Below are 23,953 nucleotides of genomic sequence, written 5' to 3' on the forward strand. Positions count from 1 at the left end.
GGGCGGGGCCGTACGCATGTCGGATTCGCGTTTCCCTCTACCGGCCCCTCCCCTCTCACTAGCCTGGGCGCGTTCCAAGCGGTTCGGGGTGGGTCCGGGCGTGCGTTCGGAGCCCGGGGAGGGAAGAAACATGCAGCTCAAGCGCATGATGGTGGTGGCAGCGGCTGCGGTGGCGGGTCAAACGCTGCTGATGGCGGCGCCCGCGATGGCCGAAACCCAGCCGTCGGCGACGGTGCCGGACGCCGAACCGACGGCGGAGCCCGGGACGGCGGAGCCCGGGACGGCGGAGCCCGGGACGGCGGAGCCCGGGACGGCGGAGCCCGGGACGGCGGAGACGCAGGCGCCCGCACCGGGGCAGACGCGGGGACAGACGCGGGCCGTCGGGGTCGAGGGGGAGGACTCCGAGCCCTCGGCACGGCTCCTGATGGGCCCCGAGGTGACCGTACGGGGCGTACCGCAGGGCGGCTTCCCGGCCGACGGGAGCTGGACGCCGCTGACGGTGACGGTCGACAACTCGGGGCACGTCACCGTGCCGGGCTACACGCCCGTGCTGGGCGTCGTACAGCCCTCGGGGGCGTTCCTGCCCTCCCACGTCGACGTGGAGTTCCGCACGGCCGGCGGGGCCTGGCAGGCCGCCCCCCGGACTCAGGACCCCGACGCGGCGCCCGCCCTGCGGTACGCCCTGGGCGCCGCAGCGTCGGTGCCGGCCGGTCAGGTACGGACGATCGAGGTCAGGATCGGCTTCGCCGCGGGCACCCCGGTCGTGCCGTTCGACCTGACGGCGGACGGCGCGAACCGCGTCGGGAACACCACCGGCACCTCTCCCACGTCCTCGTACGCGACGAGGATCACCGGCGCACCCGGCGGTGACGAGGAGCCCCTCCACGTCGAGGGACCCGCCCTGACGGTGAGCGGGGTACCGGCGGACATGCGGGCGGGCGGCGACTGGACGGACCTCACGGTCCGCGTGGACAACACCGGGAAGGGGGCGCTGGCGGCGTTCGCGACGGGACTGGTCGTGGCGCGACCGGACTTCGTCTCCATGGAGGCCTCACAGATCTCGGTCGAGGCCCGGCGCGCGGGCGCCGACGGCGCGCCGACCTGGCAGCCGTTGGAGGTCCTGGCGCAGGAGGACGGCTACCTCTTCGCCGCCGGTCTCACGGACGGCCCCGTCGCCGCCGGTCAGGTCCTCGACGTCGAGGTCCGCGTCCGCTTCGCCGCCGACACCCCGACCGGGTCGGTGTCCTTCTTCTCCTGGGGCACGTCCCAGGTCGACGCGGAAACCCCGCCCCCCTGGGCCACCTCCCACTCCCCCCGCCACCTCACCACCCTCCTCACCCCGGCCCCAACCACCGAAACGCCGGGCGGCACGCCGGGCGGAGACCCGGGCGGCACGCCGGGCGGGACCCCCGGCACGGACCCGGGCGGGACACCGGGTGGCACGCCCGGCGGGACCCCCGGCAGCACCGGCGGGATCCCCGGCACCCCCGGCAGCACCGGCGGGATCCCCGGCACCCCCGGCGGCATCCCCGGCAGCGCCGGCAACGCGCCCGTGCCCAACGGCGGGGCGCAGCCGGTCGGCGGGGCGCCGCTCGGCGAACTCGCCGCCACCGGCGGCGCCACCGGCTGGGCCCTCGGCGGCGCCGGCCTCAGCGTGGCCCTCGGAGTCGCCCTCGCGGCCGGCACGGGCCGCCACCGCCGCCGCACCACCACCTGACGCCGACCACCAAGCCCCGGCGCCATCCGCTCGCCCCGCAGGGCCCCGCAGGGCCCCGCCCGTCACCCGTACGGCTCGGTTCAAGCCCCACGGGCCGGGTAGGGGACGGCCCGTCCTTCCCCCAGCGCCTTCCGGAGGCATCCGTGCCCGATATGAACGGCCCCTACAAACCCGGCACCCCGTGCTGGATCGACCTGATGGTCCCCGACCAGCAGGCCGCCATCGACTTCTACCGCGACCTCCTCGGCTGGCAGGGCGAGGTCGGCCCGCCCGAGACGGGCGGGTACGCCGTCTGCACCCTCAAGGGCAAGCCGGTCGCGGGAATCATGAAGGCGATGAGCCCGGACGGCACCGTCCCCGACCCGATGCCCCCGATCGTGTGGACCACCTACCTGGCCACCGACTCCCTCGACTCCACCGTCAAGGCCCTCACCGACGCGCACGGCAAGGTCTTGGCGGGCCCGATGGACGTCATGGACCTGGGGAGGATGGCCGTGGTCGCCGACCCGACCGGCGCCGTCTTCGGCCTGTGGGAGGCCGGCACCTTCGACGGCGCGGGCATCGTCAACGAGCACGGCGCGCTCATCTGGAGCGAGCTGACCACGGGCGACATCCCCGCCGCCGCCGCGTTCTACTCGGCGATCCTGCCCGTCACCACCGCCGCATCGGAGATGCCGGGCGCCGAGGGGTACACGGAGTTCCAGGTCGCCGGCCGGGCGGTCGGCGGGATGATGGACCTCGCTCAACTCCCGCCCGGGGTCCCTCCGCACTGGCAGGCGTACTTCCACGTGGACGACGTCGACGAGGTCCAGGCCGCGGCCGTCCGTGCCGGCGGCAGCGTCCTCGCCCCCGCCTTCGACATGGCGGCCGGCCGCATGGCCGTACTCGCCGACCCCCAGGGCGGAGCCTTCTCGGTGATCACGGCGCGCGAACCCGAGCGGTCCGTCTGAAAAATTGGTGACACGGCCCCGGGAACCTTTCCGGCGCCCACCTCCTCCTCGGGGTGTCAGTTCTTTCTCACACCACCAACACCCCGGGGAGCACCTCATGGTCGACCTCATCACCCGCCGCGCCGGACAGGCCCTCGCCGGCCTCCTCGCCGCCGACGGTCTCGTCCACCTGTACTGGGCCACCGGCTCGACCTGGCCCGCCGGCGACGCCCGAACGCTGTCGCTGGCCGTGCTCGGTACGGAGGTGCCGTTCACCCCGCAGGTCGTACTGCCCTTGGCGGCGGCCCTGTTCACCGCCTCGGCGGCGGTGGGGGCCCGCACGTTCGGGCGGGGCGGGCGGCCGGCCGCGTTCGTCACCGGTGCCGTGGCGGTCGGTCTGGGGACACGAGGCCTCGTGGGGGCCATGTGGGCCCTGGGTCCGGATGCGACCATCGACTCCGCGTCCCCGCTCTTCCACGGGCTGAACCTGCTCCTGTACACACCCCTCTGTCTGGGCTTCGCCTTCGCGGCCCTGCGTGTCCTGAAGGCCCCCCGCCGGGAGAAGGTCTCCCCATGAGCGTCGAACGCCGGGAGCGGGGCGTGACGTTGGCCCGGGCGGCCCGCGCCGGAGACACCCTCGCGCTGCACGAGCTGCTCGACCACCTCACCCCGTACGTGGCCCGGATCTGCGAGCCGATCGCCTTGGCGGACGGCCCCGATGCCACGCAGGAGGCACTGGTGGCCGTTTTCACCTCCCTGCGCTCCCTCAAGGATCCCCAGGCGCTGTACGGGTGGGTGCGGGCCATCGCGGTGCGCGAGGCCGTCCGCACCGCCCGCCGGGCGGCTCGGGCGCGGCCCGCCGAGCTGCCCGAGGTCCCCGAGCGGGGGGATCCGCAACTGGCCGCCGACATCGCCGACGTCCTGGCCCGGCTCTCCCCGGACCACCGGGCGGTCCTCGTGCTGCGGGACGTGGAGGGTTTGGACGAGGAGTCCACCGCGGCCTTCCTCGCCATCGCGCCCGGCACCGCCAAGTCCCGGCTCAGCCGGGCCCGTTCCAGCTTCCGGAAGGCGTGGTCCTCATGACGTACCCCGATGATTCCGTACGGCGGCTGCGCGTCATGGCCGCCGGTGTCCCCGGTGCCCGCGTGGTCGAACGGGTGCTGCCCGCGCCCGTGGAGACCGTGTGGTCGGTGATGGGCGACCTGGAGGGCGGGTTCGGCGCCTTCCAACCGGACATGCGTCATGTGCGGGTGGTCCGGACGCACGGCGATCGGGTGGAGGCGCTCGCCCGCAGCCGTCACGGGTTCCGGGCCCGCCTGCGGGGCTTCGCGCGCCCGGGCTGGTGCTGGCTCCAGAGCAGGTTCCTGATCATAGGGATGGCCGCTGCCCCCGAGCCGGGCGGTGGCACCCGGATCGCCCTGACCGGCGGTGTACGGGTCCCCGGCCGCGCGGCGATCGTCCCGTTCGGGGCCCTCCGCGAGCTGGAGGAGGCGGCGACCCGCCTGGAGGCCCTGCTGGCCGGGGCCCCGGGGCAGCGCGGGTCAGACTGAGTCGCCGCGCCCCGCCTGGTCGAAGGGGTCCCCGCGGTGGCGCGCCGGGACGAGCCCGATGCCAGGGGGCAGCGTCGCGTTGGCGGCGGTGTCCATCTGCATCCGGACGCAGAATTCGGGACCGCTGCCCTCCTCGGGGAAGCGCTCCAGGTAGGACGCCCCGATGAGCCGGTAGCGGGCGTTGCCGGTGTGCAGCTCCGCGTGCTGCTCCTCCTCGGAGGCCAGCGTGGCGATGCCGGGAAGGATGTCCTCGGCATTGAGGAAGTCCACGAAGGGTTCCACGTGTGCGGCCAGCTCGTGGGTCAGGATCTCGACGAGGAAGCCGGGGTGGCGCATGTCCCGGTACGCCTGCACACCCACCTTGACGGCGAACCGTCCGCCGGGATTGCGCTCGCGCCAGGCGCGTACGTCTCCGGCGGTCGCGAAGGTGAGGGGCTCGGGCTCGCCGGACTCCGTCAGGCCCAGCAGCGCCGTGCCTCCGACCGGCTTCGGGGCGTAGGACCCGAGGACGATCACCGCGACACCGCGGTGGCCGGCGAGCTTGGCCGCAAGCGGCTGGTCCAACGGGTCCTGGACGGACGCGATCGCCTGCGGGTCCTCGTCCCACAGCCCCCAGGCCGCGTCCTTCGGTTCCGCGGCCCGGTCGGCCGCCAGGAACTGGATGTGCGCGCGCTTCCAGATGTCGTCGGTGAGGAAGTTCCCAACGAAGGAGATGGTCATGCCGCTGCCCCCAGGCGTTCGCGCCGTGTCCCCGGCACGATATCGCCCCATCGAGCAACTGCCCGAATATTCACGACACTTGAGCGAAAGTGAGGGATCAGTGGTTCAAGGGGTACGAGTGCCTCCCGGTGGCCTCGTCGATCTCTCCGTGAGCCTTCTGGAGCAGTTGGCCCGCGAGGTCCATCAGGGCCCGCGAGCCCGCTATCTCCTCGCCGACCCGGAGCTGTTCCGGGTCGGACGGATGGCGCATGGCGTAGCCGCGCGCCCTCATCTCGGTACCGTCACCGAGCCGGAGCAGGGCCGCCGCACCGGTGCGGGCGCCCTCCTCGGTGAACTCCATCTCGACATGCCACCCGACGAGCGTGGACACGGAAGATCACCTCCACAGTCTCGTTTCTCCCCCCAGCGTGCTCCCGGCGCCCGGCCGGGGCCAGTCGATCAGGCACCCGCCGGGTGCACGTCCGGCGCCCGCTCACACACGCGCGGGCACCGGACGGGGAGGTTGAAAGCAGAGAGGGGCGGGGGGCGGAGGCCGGCCGCCGAGGGCGCGCGGCCCGGATCAGCGCGCTTCGCGCAGCCAGCCGGCGACCTCGGTCGCCCAGTAGGTGAGGATCGTGTCCGCGCCGGCCCGCTTGATGCCGAGGAGGGCCTCCAGGATGGCGCGGTCGCGCTCGATCCAGCCCTTCTCCGCGGCCGCCTCGATCATCGCGAACTCGCCGCTGATCTGGTACGCCGCCACCGGCACGTCCACCGCCTGCGCGACCCGGTACAGGATGTCCAGGTAGGGGCCGGCGGGCTTGACCATGACCATGTCGGCGCCCTCCTCCAGGTCCAGCGCCAGCTCCCGCAGCGACTCCCGGGCGTTCGCCGGGTCCTGCTGGTAGGTCTTGCGGTCGCCCTGGAGGGAAGAGCCGACGGCCTCACGGAAGGGACCGTAGAAGGCGGAGGAGTACTTGGCGGTGTAGGCGAGGATCGCGACGTCCTCGTGGCCCGTCTCGTCCAGCGCGTCACGGACGACGCCGACCTGCCCGTCCATCATCCCGCTCGGCCCCACCACGTGGACGCCCGCGTCGGCCTGGACCTGCGCCATCTCGGCGTACCGCTCCAGCGTCGCGTCGTTGTCGACCCGACCGTGCTCGTCGAGGACCCCGCAGTGACCGTGGTCGGTGTACTCGTCCAGACACAGGTCCGACATGATGATCAGGTCGTCGCCGACCTCCGCCTTCACGTCGCGGATCGCGACCTGGAGGATCCCGTCCGGCTCGGTGCCGGCCGTGCCCCGCGCGTCCTTGTTCTCGTCCGCCGGGACCCCGAAGAGCATGATCCCCGACACCCCGGCCTCGACGGCCTCGACAGCGGCCTTGCGCAGCGTGTCCCGGGTGTGCTGGACCACGCCGGGCATCGCCGAGATGGCGAGGGGCTCACTGATGCCCTCGCGCACGAACGCGGGCAGGATCAGGTCCGACGGGTGCAGCCGGGTCTCCGCGACCATCCGCCGCATCGCCGGGGTGGTGCGCAGCCGGCGGGGCCGCGAGCCGGGAAAGGATCCGTACGCGCTCATTCTCAGTCGCCTCTTCGAGCATCGACAGCAGTCGCGGCCAAGCCTAGGCCCTGGCACGGGGCCGCCCCGCCGGTACCTCCCGGTCGGCGAACTCGCACCGGACCACCCCGCCCGGCACCCGCCCCCCGCCGACGCCCCACCGGTCCACGACCACCACCGCTCTCCGCCCGAGGTCCCGCACCGCCCGCGCCGTCTCGGGGTCCAGCGGTCGGTCGAACAACCCCGGCACCCGGCTCCGCACCCGCGGATCCGGATGCCCGGCGTACCGCGGCCCGTACGCCCGCGCCCGAGAGTGGCCCGCGTCCTCCAGCAGGCCCGGCACGAGCGCCACCATCCCGCCGTCCGACTCCACGTCCGCCCACCCGGGAGGCAGCCCGAGCCGCCGGGACCCTACAGCGACGGCCAGTCGAGGAGGGCCCAAAAGGTCGCGATGGCCACCAGGACCGTGCCCGGTGCGGCCAGGGCGAGGGCCACGCGGCGGCCGGCGTTCGCGCGCCGCCAGGGCAGGGACCAGTCCGCCACCAACAGGACGCCCGCGAGCAGCAGACCGCTCATCAGCAGGGGCCAGGCCGTCTCGAAGCTGTCGGTGAAGGCCCGCGACTCCTCCGTCCCGCACGCGTCGCAGGCCATCGGGGAGATCCCGGCGAAGAACACCGCCACCAGGGCCAGCGGCAGCGTCAGGAGCGTGGACACCAGCGGCGCCACGAAGGCCCGGCGGTCACGATCGGTCTGGGTCTGGGTCTCGGTCATGGGACCACTCAACCGGGCCCGCTCCACCCTGACATGAGCACCCGTACTCAGATACGACCGAGGGCCCGGACGCAGCCGCGTCCGAGCCCCTCGACCCACCGTTCGTCCCTACGTCGTACGACGACGCCGCGCGCCCGGGCGGCGCTCGCTCGGCCGGGCCACCGTCTCGCCCGCGGCCTTGGCCGCGTCGCGGCGGGCCTCGCCGTAGGCCGCGAGGGCCTCCGCCAGCTTGCCGACGCTCGGCTCCGGCGACAGGACGTCGACCCGCAGGCCGTGCTCCTCCGCCGTCTTGGCCGTCGCCGGGCCGATACAGGCGATGACGGTCACGTTGTGCGGCTTGCCGGCGATGCCGACCAGGTTCCGCACGGTCGACGAGGACGTGAACAGCACGGCGTCGAAGCCGCCGCCCTTGATCGCCTCACGGGTGTCCGCCGGCGGCGGCGACGCGCGCACGGTCCGGTAGGCCGTGACGTCGTCGACCTCCCAGCCCAGCTCTATCAACCCGGCCACCAGGGTCTCGGTGGCGATGTCGGCGCGCGGCAGGAAGACGCGGTCGATCGGGTCGAAGACCGGGTCGTAGGGAGGCCAGTCCTCCAGCAGACCGGCGGCCGACTGCTCACCGCTGGGCACCAGGTCCGGCTTCACGCCGAACTCGACCAGCGAGGCCGCGGTCTGCTCGCCCACCGCGGCGACCTTGATGCCCGCGAAGGCACGCGCGTCGAGCCCGTACTCCTCGAACTTCTCCCGCACCGCCTTGACCGCGTTGACGGAGGTGAAGGCGATCCACTCGTAGCGGCCCGTCACCAGGCCCTTGACCGCCCGCTCCATCTGCTGCGGGGTGCGCGGCGGCTCCACGGCGATGGTCGGCACCTCGTGCGGCACCGCGCCGTAGGAACGCAGCTGGTCGGAGAGCGAGGCGGCCTGCTCCTTCGTGCGCGGAACGAGGACCCGCCACCCGAAGAGCGGCTTCGACTCGAACCAGGACATCTCCTCGCGCCGCGCGGCGGCGCTCTGCTCGCCGACCACGGCTATCACCGGTCGGGCGCCCTCGGGCGAGGGGAGCACCTTGCCCTGCTTGAACACCTGGGCGATCGTGCCCAGGGTCGCGCTCCAGGTCCGCTGCCGGGTCGTCGTACCGCCCACGGTCACCGTCAGCGGGGTCTCGGGCTTGCGCCCGGCCGACACCAGCTCGGCCGCCGCGCTCGCGACGGTCTCCAGCGTCGCCGAGACGACGACGCTGCCGTCGCTGGCCCCGACCTCGCTCCAGCAGCGCGCCGAGGCGTGCCGGGCGTCCACGAACCGCACGTCACCGCCGTCGGCCCCGCGCAGCGGAACACCGGCGTACGCGGGCACGCCCACCGCGGTGGCCACACCGGGCACCACCTCGAAGGGGATCCCCTCGCGGGCACAGGCCAGCATCTCCTCGGCCGCGCTCCCGTCCAGACCGGGGTCGCCCGTCACCGCACGCACCACCCGCCTGCCGGCGCGCGCGGCCTCCATGACAAGATTGGTGGTGTCGCGGATCACCGGGACACCGGCGGCTGCTGACTTCTCGTCAGCCACCGTGAGCTGCGGCGTGTCCACACCCGCGCGCGCGTGGGTCCGTACGACGTCGAGCACGTCGGGCTCGGCGACCAGCACGTCCGCGGCGGCGAGTGCCTCCACGGCGCGCAGCGTCAGCAGGCCCGGATCGCCGGGGCCGGCGCCGAGGAAGGTGACGAGCCCTCGGACGGCGACGCCCGGAAAGGCGGAGGTGGTGGAACTTGAGGGGTTCAAAGCGACCGCTCCCCCATCAGACCGGCCGCGCCCTTGGCCAGCATCTCGTCCGCGAGTTCACGGCCGAGTGCCATGGCCTCGTCGTACGACTGGGGCACGGGACCGGTGGTGGACAGCTGCACCAGCGTGGATCCGTCGAGGGTTCCGACGACGCCGCGCAGGCGCATTTCATTGACAATCTGCCCGTCGGCCAGCAGGTCGGCGAGCGCGCCCACGGGCGCGCTGCAGCCGGCCTCCAGGGCGGCGAGCAGGGCACGCTCCGAAGTCACGGCGGCCCGCGTGTGCGGGTCGTCGAGCTCACCGAGTGCGGCGATGAGTTCCACGTTCGAGGCGAGGCACTCCACGGCCAGGGCTCCCTGGCCGGGGGCGGGCAGCACGTTGTCGACGGACAGCAGCTCCGTCGCCTCGTCGCCGCGCCCGATCCGGTTCAGACCGGCGGCGGCCAGCACGACCCCGTCCAGCTCACCGGCGTGGACGAAGCCGATCCGGGTGTCGACGTTGCCGCGGATGGCGACGGTCTCGATCGACTTCCCCAGGTTCCGGGCGTACGCGTTCAGCTGCGCCATGCGGCGCGGCGAACCGGTGCCGATGCGGGCCCCGTCGGGCAGCTGCTCGAAGGTCAGGCCGTCACGGGCGACGAGCGCGTCGCGCGGGTCCTCACGCTTCGGCATGGCCGCGATGACCAGCTCGTCGGGCTGGGTGGTCGGCAGGTCCTTCAGCGAGTGCACGGCGAAGTCGACCTCCCCGCGCACCAGCGCCTCGCGCAGGGCCGTGACGAACACGCCCGTGCCACCGATCTGCGCCAGGTTCTCGCGGGACACGTCACCGTAGGTCGTGATCTCCACGAGCTCGACGGGCCGGCCGGTGACCGCCCGTACCGCCTCGGCGACGTGCCCGGACTGGGACATGGCCAGCTTGCTCCGCCGCGTGCCGAGCCTGAGGGGCTGGTCGGGACGTGTGTTCATGATGCCCGTCCTGGGTCGTCGTTCTTCGGATCGGCCGCGTCCGCCCGGCTGACGGATGCCACCGTCTGAGGGTCGAGGTCGAAGAGTTCGCGCAGCGCCTCGGCGTACCCGGCGCCGCCGGGCTCGCTCGCGAGCTGCTTCACGCGCACGGTCGGCGCGTGGAGGAGCTTGTCGACGACGCGGCGCACGGTCTGGGTGACTTCCGCGCGCTGCCGCTCGTCGAGATCGGGTACCCGACCGTCGAGGCGGGCCACTTCCATGGCCACGACCTCGGCGGCCATCGCGCGCAGCGCGACCACGGTCGGGGTGATGTGGGCGGCCCGCTGGGCGGCGCCGAAGGCGGCCACCTCGTCGGCGACGATCCCGCGTACGGCGTCCACGTCGACGGCCATCGGGGCGTCGACGGAGGCTTCCGCCAGGCTTTCGATGTCCACGAGGCGCACCCCGGGGATCCGGTGCACCGCGGCGTCGATGTCCCTCGGCATGGCCAGGTCCAGCAGGGCCAGCTTCACGGCGGCCCCCTCGACAGTGCTGCGGCCAGTCCGGCGGGGCTGGCGCTGGGCGGCCGCCTCGCCCTGGTCGGCCCAGGTTCCGTGCAGTTCGAGCGAGCCGGCGTCGACCCCGGTCAGCGCGGAGCGGCCGTCGGCGCTGCGCGCGGGGTCCGCGGCGAGCGCGTCCAGCCCGACGGGGCAGGCGTCGCGCTCGACAGTGGTGTTGATGGTCCGCGCGGCCCCGGCGTCGGCCAGCCTGCGGCCACCCTCGGCGGCGGCGACGAGCCGGGCCACGACGGCGGCCTCCACGGCGCATTCGGCGGCCCCGAGACCCGGCCCGGCGGCCTGGGCCCCGGACGCGGCTCCGGACGTCGTCGCGGGCGCGAAGGTGGTCGTGGGCGCTCCGGGCGTGGCGGACCCCTCGGGGCCCGTCTCCACGGCCGCGGCCACGTCGTCCTCGGTCAGGACGAGGCCCGTCGCGCCGGTACAGGAGACGACCACGTCAACACGTGTCAGTTCCTCGGCGACAGCCCCCATCGGCACGGCCCGAGCCGCGACACCGGTGCCCGAGGCAACCAGAATCTCGGCAAGACGCTCCGCCCGCTCCGCGGTCCGGTTCGCCACCGCGATCTCGGCGACGCCAACCCGCGCCAGCGTGGCCGCGGCCAGCGAGGACATCGACCCGGCGCCGATCACCAGCGCCCGCTTGCCCTTGGCCCACTCGGTCACGGGCGTCCGTACGGCGAGCTGCTCCAGCCCGAAGGTCACGAGCGACTGCCCGGCCCGGTCGATCCCGGTCTCCGAGTGCGCCCGCTTGCCGACCCGCAGCGCCTGCTGGAAGAGGTCGTTGATCAGCCGCCCGGCCGTGTGCAGTTCCTGCCCCAGGGCGAGGGCGTCCTTGATCTGGCCGAGGATCTGGCCTTCGCCGACGACCATCGAGTCCAGCCCGCACGCCACCGAGAAGAGGTGGTGCACCGCCCGGTCCTCGTAGTGGACGTACAGGTACGGCGTGAGTTCCTCCAGCGCGACCCCGCTGTGCTGGGCCAGCAACGTGGACAGCTCGGCGACACCGGCGTGGAACTTGTCCACGTCGGCGTACAGCTCGATCCGGTTGCAGGTGGCGAGCACGGTCGCCTCGGTCGCCGGTTCGGCGGCCAGGGTGTCGTGCAGCAGCTTCCCCTTGGCGTCGGCGGACAGCGAGGCCCGCTCCAGGACGCTGACCGGGGCGCTGCGGTGGCTCAGGCCTACGACGAGCAGACTCATGCCGGCATCACCGCCGGGACGTCACCCTCGGGACCGCCCTTGCGCGCGGCGGCGGCGGCCCGACCGGCCGGCGGCTCGACGGCGGCGGCGGGGGCGGCCCCGCCCGCGCCGGGGCCCTGCTCCGGCGCGTCGCCCGCCAGGACGCCCGCACCGGCGCCGGAGGCCGCGGCGGCGGCCGCTTCCTCCCCGGCCTTGCGCTGCTCGTGGAAGGCGAGGATCTGCAGCTCGATCGAGAGGTCGACCTTGCGCACGTCGACGCCGTCCGGGACGGACAGCACGGTCGGCGCGAAGTTCAGGATGGAGGTGACCCCGGCGGCGATGAGCCGCTCGCTCACCTGCTGCGCGGCGCCGGCCGGGGTCGCGATGACCCCGATCGAGACGCCGTTGTCCTCGATGATCTTCTCCAGGTCATCGGTGTGCTGCACGGGCATCCCGGCGACCGGCCGGCCGGCCATGGCCGGGTCGGCGTCGATCAGCGCGGCCACGCGGAAGCCTCGGGAGGCGAAGCCGCCGTAGTTGGCCAGGGCGGCGCCGAGGTTTCCGATGCCGACGATGACGACGGGCCAGTCCTGGGTCAGGCCCAGTTCGCGCGAGATCTGGTAGACGAGGTACTCGACGTCGTAGCCGACGCCGCGGGTCCCGTAGGAACCGAGGTACGAGAAGTCCTTGCGCAGCTTCGCGGAGTTGACTCCGGCGGCCGTCGCGAGCTCCTCGGAGGACACCGTGGGCACCGATCGCTCGGAGAGCGCGGTGAGGGCGCGCAGATACAGCGGAAGCCGGGCGACAGTGGCCTCGGGAATACCTCGGCTGCGGGTCGCCGGTCGGTGAGTTCGGCCAGTTGCCACGATGCTCCTGCGGGATGAGCGGGGCTGCAGGCGGCCACTTGTCCCAGGACCGCCCCGTCGAATGCAGGCTATGTCTTTGTGAACGCGTGCACAAAGATTGTGTCCGCTTTGTCCGAGCAAAGTGACCGGGGTCACGCGGGTCGGGTGCATACGGACCGCACCGGGAGCGGGCCGAACCCGTTCAAATCCCGAAGGGGGCAAAACCGTACACACTCCTCATCGATACGCCCCCGAGTCCGCATAAATCGCCCACGATGGTAACGGGCGAAACGGTCAGGCGCCCAACGCCCGCCGCAGGCGGTCGGGGTTCACCCTCCAGAAGGTGTGCTGCTCGCCGTCCACCAGAACCACCGGGATCTGCTCCCAATGCCGCCGGTAGAGCTCCTCGTCCTGGGAAATGTCCTTCTTCTCCCACTGTGCGCCCGTCTCGGCGCAGATCTTCTCGATCACTTCCTCCGCGTCGTCACAGAGATGGCACCCCGGCTTCCCGATGAGCGTGACCAATCGCTCCTCGGGACGCTTCTTTTCCTTACGGCGCAGCAAAGGGCTCATGCCCCCCATTGTCCCGCGCGGCGGCGCGCGCGACGGCGCCGCCCGAAGTGTTAACCGCTCCGTTTCCCGACGGTTCGGGAAGTCCCGAACACAATGGCTATGCTCGCGTCATGGCCGCTCTGGGATGGCTCACCCCTCGTAGGCGCTCCGCGACGGCGCGGAGCGTGCTGGCAGGCGAGGCCTCGGCCGAGGCCGCGCGCAAGACCGCACAGTCCTCGCGGACTCCACAGACCGAAGCCCCACCTGCGCCGGAGCTCTCGCTCGACGCCGCCGAACCCCTCGCGCCCCGGCCCGAGGCCGCGCGGGCGCGGGAGCCGGAGGAGCCGCAGGCCCCCGAGGAGCCGGAGTTCCCGGTCCCCGGTGACGACCTGGCCGCCGCCTTCTTCGACCTCGACAACACCGTCATGCAGGGCGCCGCGATCTTCCACTTCGGCCGCGGCCTCTACAAGCGCGAGTTCTTCCGCCGCCGCGAGCTGGCCCGCTTCGCCTGGCAACAGGCATGGTTCCGGCTCGCCGGGGTCGAGGACCCCGACCACATGCAGGACGCGCGCGACAGCGCCCTGTCCATCGTCAAGGGCCACAAGGTCTGCGAACTGATGGCCATCGGCGAGGAGATCTACGACGAGTACATGGCCGAGCGGATCTGGCCGGGCACCCGCGCCCTCGCCCAGGCCCACCTCGACGCCGGCCAGAAGGTGTGGCTCGTCACCGCCGCCCCGGTGGAGACGGCCACGATCATCGCCCGCCGCCTCGGCCTGACCGGCGCCCTGGGCACCGTCGCCGAGTCCGTGGACGGCGTCTACACCGGCCGCCTGGTCGGGGAACCGCTGCACGGCCCCGCCAAGGCGGAGGCGGTGCGCGCGCTGGCCGCCGCCGAGGACCTGGACCTCGCGCGCTGCGCCGCGTACAGCGATTCGCACAATGACATCCCGATGCTGTCGCTGGTCGGACATCCGTACGCGATCAATCCCGACACAAAACTTCGCAAGCATGCCCACGCCAACGACTGGCGACTGCGCGACTATCGGACCGGCCGCAAGGCCGTGAAGGTCGGCGTCCCGGCCGCGGCCGGAGTCGGCGCCCTGGCGGGCGGCGCGGCCGCCGCCATCGCCCTGCACCGGCGCCGCAAGTAGCAACACCGGGCCCCGGCCCCTTCCGAGGGCCGCCCGACGGCATTCGCTCACCTCTACCCGCGCTGTCGGCGCGGCACTCCGGCATGCCCGACTCGGTCGCGGGCCCCTCCGGAACGTGGCATTCCGCGTATTGAAGTGATCAAGAATCGATCACCAACCCGTCTTGAATATGCCCTGGACACGCAACAGAAGTGTCGGAAGCGGTGATTTCAGCAACTGGGTGTAGCGCCGCCTGTACGAAGCGTTATTCTCCTCAAACGCATGCCACCGCTCATCTGTCGCCACGACGGGTGAACGGTCCCGCACTGCACGTGATGGAAGCTCTGCCTCTGGGAGTCCCGTGTACCCACCTGTCGGGGTTGACGCCTCGGGCCTGGCTACGCTGCGCGCAACGGTCCTCGACCACCTGCGCGGCTTCGTCCCCACCGCGTACGCCGCCCCCGCCTTCGCCACCGCCGTCCCCGCCGGACTCGGTCCGGCCGGTCCTTGCTATGCCCTGACCGACGGCGGGGCGACGGTGGGCAGACGAGGCCGCACGGGGTCGGCGGCCGGCGCGAGCGCGCCCACCGCACGCCGCCCCACCGCGGACAGCGACCAGGCCCGCATGATGGACCTGGTCGAACGCGCCCAGGCCGGCGAGGCCGAGGCCTTCGGCCGCCTCTACGACCAGTACAGCGACACGGTGTACCGCTACATCTACTACCGAGTCGGCGGCAAGGCGACCGCGGAGGACCTCACCAGTGAGACCTTCCTGCGCGCGCTGCGCCGCATCTCCACCTTCACCTGGCAGGGCCGTGACTTCGGCGCCTGGCTGGTGACCATCGCGCGGAACCTGGTGGCGGACCACTTCAAGTCCAGCCGCTTCCGCCTGGAGGTCACCACCGGCGAGATGCTCGACGCCAACGAGGTGGAGCGCAGTCCGGAGGACTCCGTCCTGGAGTCCCTCTCCAACGCGGCGCTGCTCGAAGCCGTGCGCAAACTCAACCCGCAACAGCAGGAGTGCGTCACCTTGCGCTTCCTCCAGGGCCTCTCGGTCGCCGAGACGGCCCGGGTCATGGGGAAGAACGAGGGCGCCATCAAGACGCTCCAGTACCGGGCGGTCCGCACCCTGGCCCGCCTGCTGCCGGAAGACGCCCGCTGACACCCCTCGGCGACACCCCTTCTGACGCTTACACGACAAAACGACCTCACAACCGGTGACCCCTCGATGACGCTGTGGTCCGATCATCCTTCGTCCGTAACCCAAGTGCCGCGCCGCTCGTTGTGCGGAATGCAGGCTCCCTGTGGACACGCCCTGCCTGAAGCCGCTCACTCGAAAGTGTGGATGTGCTCAAGGCAGGCAACCTTCCGGACACCTTGGGGAGTCGATCGTCATGACGAGAGGAGGTGCCGCCAGTGATCGCGAACGTGACTCCGCACCGGCGGGCGAACGCCTTCGCCCAGGCCCTGGAGGATCGGACCCCGTCCGCTCTTTCGGAACCGGACTCGGCGGCCGAGCAGTCCGAGGCACCTGCCGAACCTGCCGCCGACCACACCCGGCTATTGGCCCTGGCGAACGCGCTCGGCGAGAGAATGCCGCGCCCGGTGCTGGACCCCGAGGTCAAAGTGGTGCAACGAGCCCAGCTCGTTGCCGCCATGGAGGCCATGGTGATGGAGGAAAGGGCCGGCGGCGGTAGTGCCGCGGACCCTCTGGTGCCCGAACAGCGGACCGGCCGCGGCGCCCACCGGGCGACCTCGCTCCGGAAATTGCGGCCACGCTCCCGCTGGTCCAAGGGCATCGCGGCAGGCGGCCTCACCGTGGGTGTGGCCGCAGGGGCATTCAGCGGAGTGGCCGCTGCCAGCACGGACGCCCTGCCCGGTGACTCCCTCTACCCGATCAAACGGGGCATGGAGGATCTGAAGCTGGGCATGACCGACGAGGACGCGGACCGGGGCGAGCTCTACCTCGACCAGGCCTCGAACCGGCTGTCCGAAGCCCGCAGGCTGATGGAACGCGGGCGTACGGGCACCCTGGACCACGAGTCCCTGGGCGCGATCCGCCGCGCCCTGGCCGGGATGAAGCACGACGCGTCGGAGGGCCACCGGCTGCTCCAGGCGGCCTACGAACGGGACGGCTCCCTCGGCCCGATCCAGAAGCTGTCCTCGTTCTCGCGTTCCCACCGCGACGCGTGGGGCCGACTCCGGTCGAACCTCCCCCCGCAGCTCACGGACGTGGGCGATGAGGTGAGTTCGGTCTTCCAGGCCATAGACGCCGATGTGGCGCCGCTCCAGGGACTCCTGCCGAAGCCCCCGGAACAGACACGCGGCGCCGGCTCCGCGAGGCCCAGCACCCCCGCCTCCGGGAAGCAACGCCCCGCCCCGGCACCGGGCGCCCCCACACCGTCGGCATCCCAGGCCACACCCAGCCCCTCCGGCAGCCAACCGGCCGGAGCCACGGGCGGACTCCTGGGCGGTACGGGCGACCTGCTCCACCCCCCGGCACAAGGCCAGTCCAGCCCGCCCCCCGCGGGCCCGGAACTCCCCCAGCCGGACATCACCCTGCCGCCGCTCCTCCCGGGTCTCCTCCCGGGCCTGGGCATCAAGGCGGAGGACGCCGAATAGCACCACAGCCGAACGCCGGCGGAGCCTCCTGGCCCCGCCGGCGTTCCGGTGTGCCCGCGGGAACGCGGGGCCCCCGAGACGCGGCGACCCGGATCAGAAGAACGACGCGGGTCAGAAGAACACGGACCGCCGCTGTACCAGCAGCTTGTACAGGGTGTGCTGGATCTGCTCCCGCACCTGGTCCGTCAGGTTGAACATCAGCATCGGATCCTCCGCGGCCTCGGCCGCGTACCCGTCCGTCGGGATCGGCTCCCCGAACTGGATCGTCCACTTCGTCGGCAACGGCAGCGCCCCCAACGGCCCCAACCAGGGGAACGTCGGCGTCACCGGGAAGTACGGAACCCCCAGCAGCCGCGCGACCGTCTTCGCGTTGCCGATCATCGGGTAGATCTCCTCCGCGCCCACGATCGAGCACGGCACGATCGGCGTCCCCGCCCGCAGCGCCGTCGAGACGAACCCGCCCCGACCGAACCGCTGGAGCTTGTACCGCTCCCCGAAGGGCTTCCCCAGGCCCTTGAACCCCTCCGGCATCACCCCGACCAGCTCCCCGGCCTCCAGGAGCCGCTGCGCGTCCTCCGCGCAGGCCAGCGTGTGCCCGGCCTTGCGGGCGATCTCGTTCACCACCGGCAGCGTGAACACCAGGTCCGCCGCCAACAGCCGCAGGTGCCGCCGCGCGGGGTGGTGGTCGTGCACGGCCACCTGGAGCATCAGCCCGTCCAGGGGCAACGTCCCGGAGTGGTTCGCCACGATCAGCGCGCCGCCCTCCTTCGGGATGTTCTCGATGCCCTTGACCTCGACCCGGAAGTACTTGTCCGCGAGCGGCCGCAGAAGCGACATCAGGACCTGGTCCGTCAGTTCCTCGTCGTAGCCGAACTCGTCGACCTCGTAGTCCCCGGTGATCCGCCGCCGCAGGAACGCCAGCCCGCCCGCGATCCGCCGGTCCCATCCGGCCCCGCGCTCGCCGGACACCGCCGCGGTCTCGCCCGGTTCGACCCGGTCGACGGGCTCCACCGCGGCCACGGCCGCGACCGGCACCGCGGCCGGTACGGCCGTGGGCCCCGAGGCACCCCCGGACGCCGGGACGGGGGCCGGGGCGGAGCGCGCCTTCCGCGCGGCCGAGCCCCCGCCCCGCCGGCGGGGACGGTCCTCGTCGAACGGAATGACCTTGGCGTCCGCGACCACTAGCGCTCCACTCCCTCGTCTACGTTCAGCATCCCCGCCACCCGCGCCACGGCCCGGTCCACCCGCTCCGGCGGCAACAACCCGTTCCCCCGACTGCGCGCGAAGTCCCTGAAGGTCTCGGCGGTCGTGTACATCGGCCGGAAGCCCAACGTGTCCCGCATCTGGGTGGTCTCCACGACCCTCCCGTGCGTCAGCAACCGGATCTGCTCCGGCGAGAAGTCCGTGACCCCGACCGCCCGCAGCGCCGAACCCACCCAGGTCACGGCCGGCAGCGGCAACGGCACCGTCGGCCGTCCCAGCCGCCGCGAGCACTGCGACAACAGGAGCACCCCGTCGCCGGCGATGTTGAAGGTCCCGCTGTTCAGCGTCCCGCGCGTCGGCTCCCCCGACGCCAGCCGCAGCACGTCCACCACGTCGTCCTCGTGGACGAACTGCAACCTCGGGTCGTAGCCCAGCACCGTCGGCATGACCGGCATCGAGAAGTACTCGGCCAGCGCCGAGTCCGCGTAGGGCCCCAGGATGTTCGCGAAGCGCAGCACGCACACCGCCACGTCGGGCCGCCGGCGCGCGAAGCCCCGTACGTAGCCCTCGACCTCGGAGGCGTCCTTGGCGAAACCGGCACTCGGCAGCGACTTGGGCTGGGTGGTCTCGGTGAAGACGGCCGGGTCCCGGGCCGTGCCCCCGTACACACTGGTGCTCGACTTCACCACGAGCCGGCTCACCGTCGGGGACTTCTGGCAGGCCCCGAGCAGCTGCATCGTCCCGATGACGTTCGTTTCCTTGACGGCGCTCCGCGCCCCCGGCGCCCCGGCGGCCCCGCCCGTGACGGCCAAGTGGACCACCGTGTCCACGGCGTGCTCGGCGAGCACCCGGGCGATGGCCGACTGTCTGATGTCCGTACGGACGAACTCGGCCGAGCCGAGTCGGTGCGGCGGCGTCACCGCGTCGACCGCGATGACCCGCTCCACCTCGGGGTCCCGCTGGATCCGCCGGACGAACCGGCCCCCCAGCTGTCTGGCTGCCCCGGTGACGAGCACGACCTTCCCCACGAGCTCAGCGCCTCCCTCGAAGAAGTTCCCCGGCTGCACCGCAGCCCCCCCACCAGGATGGTGGGGGGGCTGCGGTGAACACGTACAGCTGCCGTTTACTTCTTGTTACGGCGCTGGACGCGGGTGCGCTTGAGCAGCTTGCGGTGCTTCTTCTTAGCCATCCGCTTGCGACGCTTCTTGATTACAGAGCCCACGACTACCCTCGCTCACTACTCGAAAAACCCCCGCGCTAGCGGGGATCGGTGCGGGGCGTCTGGGCCCACACGACCTACGTCGGCCTAGCCTACCCGCCCAAGGTCTGAGCTTGTAATCCGAGCCCTCCGCAGGCTGACCCGAGCCCCTATCTCAGGCCGACTGCACCCCCACGAACGACTCACGGAGGTACTCGTGGACCGCGTTCTCGGGGACCCGGAAGGACCGGCCCACCCGGATTGCGGGCAGATGACCGTTGTGCACCAAGCGGTACACGGTCATCTTTGACACTCGCATCACCGAGGCGACCTCCGCCACGGTCAGGAACTGAACCTCACTGAGAGGCCTCTCGCCAGCAGCCATGACACCCACCTTGACCTTCCGCGCGTGACGGGCACCGGCTTCCCCTCCGGTTACTCCTCGTCGTCGCACGCTCACTCCCCAGAGTAGGGGCGTGTGATACGAGTGGGGAAGAGGAGCTACAGCCACTCCTGACGGCCCGGCAGGCGAGCATGCCCCAGCACGAAGCGGGTAAGCGGCGCGTAGTAGTCCGACCGCACCGCGTCATCAAGCGGAACCGTCACCGCGACCCGCCCCTCGGCCTCGCCCACGAACAGCGCCGGATCATCCACATCCGCCAAGCCGATCGCCTCCACGCCCAGCTGACCTGCGCCGCAGACCCACCCGTGGTCACCCACCACCAGTTCCGGCAGCGGCCCCCCGGCCTCCGCCAGAGCCGCCAGGGCGACCCGAACCGGCAGCGGAGAATGGGTGTGCACGCCGGTGGCACTCCCGCCCGACCGTGCGCCGGGTTCCCGCACCAGTGCGACCCCCCGTACGTAATCGATACGGTGCCGGCGTACGCCGAACCGGGTCGGAACGTCCACCCCCGCCCCCTGCGCCGGGGTGAGGACAACACATCCCGCCGCCGACAAGGACCTCGCCAGATCGGCGTAGAACCCCAGGAGCCGGTCCGGGTGTCCCGTCCCGAACAGGACGGGCGACCGCGCCCCGGCCGCCGCCGCCAACCGCTCGGCGAAGCCCCGCAGCGCCACCACCGTCCGCTCCGGATCGATCACGTCGGGCCCGCTGACGTGCGCCGGGTCCGCCGAGACCCCGCAGCGCTCCGCCATCAACCGCAGCAGCTCGCCCTCGTCCCAGCACCCCACCGGATCGAGGCCCAGCAACGCCCGCGGATCCCGCGCCGCGAACAGCCGGTAGCTCCGCAGGCTCCGCTCCCTCGAAGTGGCGACGGGCCCGGCCAGGCGGGCGGCCAGCAGATGCGCACGCAAAGCTCCGGTGCTCAACACCCCACCGATGCTGCCGCACCCGACCCGGGAACACCTCAATTCCCGCGAACAGCCCCACAGTTGGCGTAACGATGCATGCGCTCAGGTCAGCATCCCGCGCAACGGGAACACCGCCCGCCGCGTCGCCAGAACGGCCTGGTCCGTACGGTCCGCCGGATCGTAGCCGGCCTCCCAGTCCCGCCAGACGGGCGTCCGCCCGTCCGTCATCCGCGCCGGAGACGGCTGCCGCGTCCGCGCGTACACCAGCTCCCGCCACTCCTGCGGCACCTCCGCCGAAGGGTCCACCGGCGCGTGCGCCGCGATCCCCACCAGGTGCGTCCACGACCTCGGCACGACGTCCACCACCGCGTACCCTCCACCGCCCAGCGCCAGCCAGCGGCCCTCCGCATGCATGTGCGCCAGCTCGTGACAGGCCTCCTGGACCGCCCGCTGCGCGTCCAACGACACCGCCAGGTGGGCGAGGGGATCCTCGAAATGCGTGTCGGCCCCGTGCTGCGACACCAAAACCTGCGGCCGGAAGTCCGCCAGCAGTTCCGGTACCGTCGCGTGGAAGGCCCGCAGCCACCCCTCGTCGCCCGTCCCGGCCGGCAGCGCCACGTTCACCGCCGAACCCTCCGCCTGCGCGCCTCCGGTCTCCTCCGGCCAGCCCGTCTGCGGGAACAACGTCCGCGGATGCTCGTGCAGCGACACCGTCAACACCCTCGGGTCGTCCCAGAAGGCCGCCTGCACCCCGTCCCCGTGGTGCACGTCCACGTCCACGTACGCGACCCGCTCGGCCCCCAGCTCCAACAGCCGGGCCACGGCCAGCGCCGCGTCGTTGTACACGCAGAACCCGGCCGCCCCGCCCGGCATCGCGTGGTGCAGCCCGCCGGCGAAGTTCACCGCGTGCGCGGCCTCGCCCCGCCACAGCGCCTCCGCCGCCGCCACCGACTGCCCGGCGATCAGCGCCGAGGCCTCGTGGATCCCGTGGAAGGCCGGGTCGTCGACGGTCCCCAGCCCGTACGAACCGTCGGCCACCCCGGGATCCGCCGACACCTCCCGCACCGCCGCCACGTAGTCCTCGCGGTGCACCAGCCTCAAGGTGGAGTCACCGGCCGCGCGGCCCGCCCGTACCTCCATCACCCGGTCCAGCCCGAAGGCCCGCACCAGGCCCATGGTCAGCTCCAGGCGCACCGGATCCATCGGATGGCTCGGTCCGAAGTCATACCTCGTTACCGCCTCGTCCCACATCAACAACCCGCGGCCGCTCATGTCCGACACCGTATCGGGCCCGATCCGCGCCGAACGAGCGGGTGAAGAACAGCGTCACCAGGACCAACACCATCGGCACGAGCATCGCGCCCCGGTAGCTCCAGGCGTCCCCGATCCCCCCGACCAACGGCGAACCCACCAGGAACCCGACGTAATTGAAGATGTTCAGCCGCGCCACGGCCGTGTCCGAGGCCCCCGGGAACAGCCGCCCCGCCGCCGCGAAGGTCTGCGGCACGATCACGCACAGCCCGATCCCCAACAGCGTGAACCCCAGCATCCCCAGCCACGCCCCGGGCGCCGCCGCGACCACCGCGAACCCTCCGGCGGCCACCACCGACCCCACCCGCACCACGGCCACCGCCCCGAACCGGCGCACCCCGAGGTCCCCGGCGGCCCGCCCGATCAGGGTGGTCACCATGTACACGTTGTACGGGACCGTCGCGAGCTGCTCGGAGCTCCCCAGCACGTCCTGGAGGTACTTGGCACTCCAGTTCGCCACCGTCGAATCACCGATGTACGCACATGCCATCACCAGGCACAACGGCAGCAACAGCTTCCCGCCCCCGATGCCCAGCCCCTTCTGCGCGCCCTCCCGGTCCACGGTGACCGCGTCCACGTAGTACCGGCTACCGACGATCACCAGCGGCAGCAGCACGACCACCGCCGGCAGGTATCCGGTGACGAGCGCCAGGTGCCAGTGCGCCCCCGCCCAGGCGGCGGACGCCCCCAGGATCCCCCCGAGGCTGTACGAGGCGTGGAAGCCCAACATGATGCTGCGGCCGTACGTCCGCTGGAGACTGACCCCGAGCATGTTCATCGAGGCGTCCAGCGCGCCCACCGCGAGCCCGAACACCCCGAGGGCCAGGGCCACGTGCCACATGGTGGTGCCCGCTCCCACCCCGAGCAGCGCGAGCAGCACCACGGGCTGCGCCCATCTCAACACCGCACTGGGCGCGACCCTCTTGACCAGGTGCTCGGTGGCGACGCTGGAGACCCCGGCGAGGACGGGCACGGCGGCGAGGAAGGCGGGCAGCAGCCCGTCGGATATCCCGTACTGGTCCTGGATCGCGGGGATACGGGTCACCAGCAGGGCGAAGGCGACGCCCTGCGCGAAGAAGCCGAACCCGAGGGCGCCACGCCCGCGCCGCAGCCGCACGTCAACTGTCATGCCGGCACAGCGTAGGCCCCCGGGCTACCGGTGGGTAGAGCGATCACCCACCCAATCCGAGCAGGGAGTACAGCTCCTTCATCTCTCCGAAGTAGGCGGTGGCCCCGGGCAGTCCTTCGGCGGGGGTCATGGCCGTGAACGCGAGCACGTCCATCCCCGCGGCGCGCGCGGCCTCCACACCGAGCCGGCTGTCCTCGATGACCACGCACCGCGCGGGAGCGACCCCCATCATGTCGGCGGCGTGCAGGAACAGGTCCGGCGCCGGCTTGCCCCGCCCGACGTCCTCCGAGCTGAAGATCCACTCCTCCTCGAACCACTCCCCGAGCCCGGCACTGCGGTGCCCGGCCCTGATCTTCTCGTGGCTCCCGGAGGAGGCGAGGCAGTACGGCACCCCTTGCGCGGACAGCTCGGCCAGCACCTCGGTCACACCGGCGACGGGTCTCAGCTCGCGCTCGAAGGCGGCGAAGGTCCGCTGGTTCAGCGTGTGATCGAACTCCTCGGGCAGTCGCTGCCCGGTCCGCTCGAAGACGAGGTCGTGCACCCGGTGCACGGCGGCACCCATGTAGTCGCGGAGTGACTCCTCATAGGTGGTCGGATGTCCCAGCTCGGTCAGGTAACCGGCGAGGACGGTGTTCGAGAGCGGCTCGCTGTCCACGAGGACGCCGTCGTTGTCGAAGATGACCAGCTCATAGCCCATCCGTCCACCCTACGAGTCGTCAGCGCAGGTTCACGGCAACTCCGTGCCGGTAAACGGACGAACCGTACCCCCGCGGCCACCCACCTCCGGGGCCGACCAGAAAGAATTTCTGGCCGTAAACGCAGAAAAGCCCCGCACCAAACCCGTAAGGGTTGATGCGGGGCTTTCCCACAATGATTGTTCGGCGGCGTCCTACTCTCCCACAGGGTCCCCCCTGCAGTACCATCGGCGCTGAAAGGCTTAGCTTCCGG

General features: G+C 72.2%; 26 protein-coding genes. 8 read left to right on the forward strand and 18 right to left on the reverse strand.

Translation table 11 applies throughout. From position 1 onward, the window contains the following. Window positions 1-130: 130 nt before the first annotated feature. The 5 genes from ACIOD1_RS31700 to ACIOD1_RS31720 all read left to right on the forward strand — a co-directional run bounded on the left by ACIOD1_RS31700 (window position 131) and on the right by ACIOD1_RS31720 (window position 4,196). Window positions 131-1,717, forward strand: a complete 1,587-nt coding sequence (locus ACIOD1_RS31700) for a hypothetical protein (RefSeq protein ID WP_401906209.1) — start codon at window positions 131-133, stop codon at window positions 1,715-1,717. Window positions 1,718-1,869: 152 nt separating this feature from the next. Beyond that, entirely contained in the window at window positions 1,870-2,667 is a 798-nt protein-coding gene (locus ACIOD1_RS31705; protein WP_365626493.1) for a VOC family protein, read from the forward strand. A gap of 97 nt (window positions 2,668-2,764) precedes the next feature. Then, the gene (locus tag ACIOD1_RS31710; RefSeq protein WP_401906212.1) at window positions 2,765-3,223 is read left to right on the forward strand and encodes a DUF3995 domain-containing protein; all 459 of its coding nucleotides are present in this window, start codon (window positions 2,765-2,767) and stop codon (window positions 3,221-3,223) included. Continuing rightward, a complete protein-coding gene (locus ACIOD1_RS31715) occupies window positions 3,220-3,729 on the forward strand; it encodes an RNA polymerase sigma factor (protein ID WP_365626265.1) in 510 nt (169 codons plus the stop codon). Before ACIOD1_RS31710 ends, ACIOD1_RS31715 begins: the two co-directional genes overlap by 4 nt. Beyond that, entirely contained in the window at window positions 3,726-4,196 is a 471-nt protein-coding gene (locus ACIOD1_RS31720; RefSeq protein ID WP_401906215.1) for a hypothetical protein, read from the forward strand. Before ACIOD1_RS31715 ends, ACIOD1_RS31720 begins: the two co-directional genes overlap by 4 nt. On the opposite strand, the gene ACIOD1_RS31725 is transcribed toward ACIOD1_RS31720, so the two are convergent. The 10 genes from ACIOD1_RS31725 to ACIOD1_RS31770 all read right to left on the reverse strand — a co-directional run bounded on the left by ACIOD1_RS31725 (window position 4,188) and on the right by ACIOD1_RS31770 (window position 13,128). Beyond that, window positions 4,188-4,916: a hypothetical protein gene (locus tag ACIOD1_RS31725; RefSeq protein ID WP_401906218.1), complete on the reverse strand. Its 729-nt coding sequence runs from the start codon at window positions 4,914-4,916 to the stop codon at window positions 4,188-4,190. The genes ACIOD1_RS31720 and ACIOD1_RS31725 overlap by 9 nt on opposite strands. A 97-nt stretch (window positions 4,917-5,013) precedes the next feature. Continuing rightward, window positions 5,014-5,286 carry a DUF1876 domain-containing protein gene (locus ACIOD1_RS31730; RefSeq protein ID WP_365626256.1) on the reverse strand — a complete coding sequence of 91 codons (273 nt, stop codon included), beginning with the start codon at window positions 5,284-5,286 and terminating at the stop codon, window positions 5,014-5,016. Window positions 5,287-5,475: 189 nt separating this feature from the next. Next, window positions 5,476-6,477, reverse strand: coding sequence for a porphobilinogen synthase (hemB, locus tag ACIOD1_RS31735; protein ID WP_365626254.1), 1,002 nt, complete (start codon window positions 6,475-6,477; stop codon window positions 5,476-5,478). Window positions 6,478-6,520: 43 nt separating this feature from the next. Then, complete coding sequence (locus ACIOD1_RS31740; RefSeq protein ID WP_365626250.1) at window positions 6,521-6,829, reverse strand: hypothetical protein; 309 nt, start codon at window positions 6,827-6,829, stop codon at window positions 6,521-6,523. A 38-nt stretch (window positions 6,830-6,867) separates the two neighbouring features. Then, a complete protein-coding gene (locus ACIOD1_RS31745) occupies window positions 6,868-7,227 on the reverse strand; it encodes a hypothetical protein (RefSeq protein WP_365626247.1) in 360 nt (119 codons plus the stop codon). A gap of 108 nt (window positions 7,228-7,335) precedes the next feature. Continuing rightward, complete coding sequence (locus ACIOD1_RS31750) at window positions 7,336-9,003, reverse strand: uroporphyrinogen-III synthase (RefSeq protein WP_365626245.1); 1,668 nt, start codon at window positions 9,001-9,003, stop codon at window positions 7,336-7,338. Continuing rightward, complete coding sequence (gene hemC, locus ACIOD1_RS31755; RefSeq protein WP_365626243.1) at window positions 9,000-9,968, reverse strand: hydroxymethylbilane synthase; 969 nt, start codon at window positions 9,966-9,968, stop codon at window positions 9,000-9,002. The genes ACIOD1_RS31750 and hemC overlap by 4 nt, the downstream gene beginning before the upstream one ends. Next, complete coding sequence (locus tag ACIOD1_RS31760) at window positions 9,965-11,722, reverse strand: glutamyl-tRNA reductase (RefSeq protein ID WP_365626240.1); 1,758 nt, start codon at window positions 11,720-11,722, stop codon at window positions 9,965-9,967. Before ACIOD1_RS31760 ends, hemC begins: the two co-directional genes overlap by 4 nt. After that, on the reverse strand, window positions 11,719-12,567 hold the full coding sequence (locus ACIOD1_RS31765) for a redox-sensing transcriptional repressor Rex (RefSeq protein WP_365626238.1): 849 nt from the start codon (window positions 12,565-12,567) through the stop codon (window positions 11,719-11,721). The genes ACIOD1_RS31760 and ACIOD1_RS31765 overlap by 4 nt, the downstream gene beginning before the upstream one ends. A gap of 273 nt (window positions 12,568-12,840) precedes the next feature. Further along, entirely contained in the window at window positions 12,841-13,128 is a 288-nt protein-coding gene (locus ACIOD1_RS31770) for a glutaredoxin family protein (RefSeq protein WP_401906223.1), read from the reverse strand. Between the two features lie 101 nt (window positions 13,129-13,229). On the opposite strand from ACIOD1_RS31770, the gene ACIOD1_RS31775 reads away from it, so the two are divergent. The 3 genes from ACIOD1_RS31775 to ACIOD1_RS31785 all read left to right on the forward strand — a co-directional run bounded on the left by ACIOD1_RS31775 (window position 13,230) and on the right by ACIOD1_RS31785 (window position 16,853). Further along, window positions 13,230-14,252: an HAD-IB family hydrolase gene (locus ACIOD1_RS31775; RefSeq protein WP_365626234.1), complete on the forward strand. Its 1,023-nt coding sequence runs from the start codon at window positions 13,230-13,232 to the stop codon at window positions 14,250-14,252. A 340-nt stretch (window positions 14,253-14,592) separates the two neighbouring features. Further along, a complete protein-coding gene (locus tag ACIOD1_RS31780; RefSeq protein ID WP_365626231.1) occupies window positions 14,593-15,393 on the forward strand; it encodes an ECF subfamily RNA polymerase sigma factor, BldN family in 801 nt (266 codons plus the stop codon). Between the two features lie 254 nt (window positions 15,394-15,647). Then, window positions 15,648-16,853 carry a DUF5667 domain-containing protein gene (locus ACIOD1_RS31785; protein WP_365626228.1) on the forward strand — a complete coding sequence of 402 codons (1,206 nt, stop codon included), beginning with the start codon at window positions 15,648-15,650 and terminating at the stop codon, window positions 16,851-16,853. Between the two features lie 111 nt (window positions 16,854-16,964). Here the strand turns inward: ACIOD1_RS31785 and ACIOD1_RS31790 are convergent, their stop codons facing one another. From ACIOD1_RS31790 to ACIOD1_RS31825, 8 genes are all read right to left on the reverse strand, one after another. Beyond that, entirely contained in the window at window positions 16,965-18,035 is a 1,071-nt protein-coding gene (locus tag ACIOD1_RS31790; RefSeq protein ID WP_365626225.1) for a lysophospholipid acyltransferase family protein, read from the reverse strand. Further along, a complete protein-coding gene (locus ACIOD1_RS31795) occupies window positions 18,035-19,084 on the reverse strand; it encodes an NAD-dependent epimerase/dehydratase family protein (protein ID WP_401906228.1) in 1,050 nt (349 codons plus the stop codon). Before ACIOD1_RS31795 ends, ACIOD1_RS31790 begins: the two co-directional genes overlap by 1 nt. 95 nt (window positions 19,085-19,179) lie before the next feature. Then, window positions 19,180-19,278, reverse strand: coding sequence for a 30S ribosomal protein bS22 (locus tag ACIOD1_RS31800; RefSeq protein WP_003948845.1), 99 nt, complete (start codon window positions 19,276-19,278; stop codon window positions 19,180-19,182). 151 nt (window positions 19,279-19,429) lie between these two features. After that, window positions 19,430-19,639: a helix-turn-helix domain-containing protein gene (locus tag ACIOD1_RS31805; protein ID WP_365626219.1), complete on the reverse strand. Its 210-nt coding sequence runs from the start codon at window positions 19,637-19,639 to the stop codon at window positions 19,430-19,432. 116 nt (window positions 19,640-19,755) lie between these two features. Further along, a complete protein-coding gene (locus tag ACIOD1_RS31810; RefSeq protein WP_401906230.1) occupies window positions 19,756-20,586 on the reverse strand; it encodes a phosphatase in 831 nt (276 codons plus the stop codon). A gap of 81 nt (window positions 20,587-20,667) precedes the next feature. Next, a complete protein-coding gene (locus ACIOD1_RS31815; RefSeq protein ID WP_401906232.1) occupies window positions 20,668-21,837 on the reverse strand; it encodes an acetoin utilization protein AcuC in 1,170 nt (389 codons plus the stop codon). Beyond that, window positions 21,788-23,005, reverse strand: coding sequence for an MFS transporter (locus tag ACIOD1_RS31820; protein ID WP_365626210.1), 1,218 nt, complete (start codon window positions 23,003-23,005; stop codon window positions 21,788-21,790). Before ACIOD1_RS31820 ends, ACIOD1_RS31815 begins: the two co-directional genes overlap by 50 nt. A gap of 43 nt (window positions 23,006-23,048) precedes the next feature. Further along, complete coding sequence (locus ACIOD1_RS31825; RefSeq protein ID WP_365626208.1) at window positions 23,049-23,702, reverse strand: HAD family hydrolase; 654 nt, start codon at window positions 23,700-23,702, stop codon at window positions 23,049-23,051. Window positions 23,703-23,953: the final 251 nt, after the last annotated feature.

The organism is Streptomyces sp. NPDC088097, from assembly GCF_044741845.1.
In the GTDB taxonomy this organism is placed as follows: Bacteria; Actinomycetota; Actinomycetes; order Streptomycetales; family Streptomycetaceae; genus Streptomyces.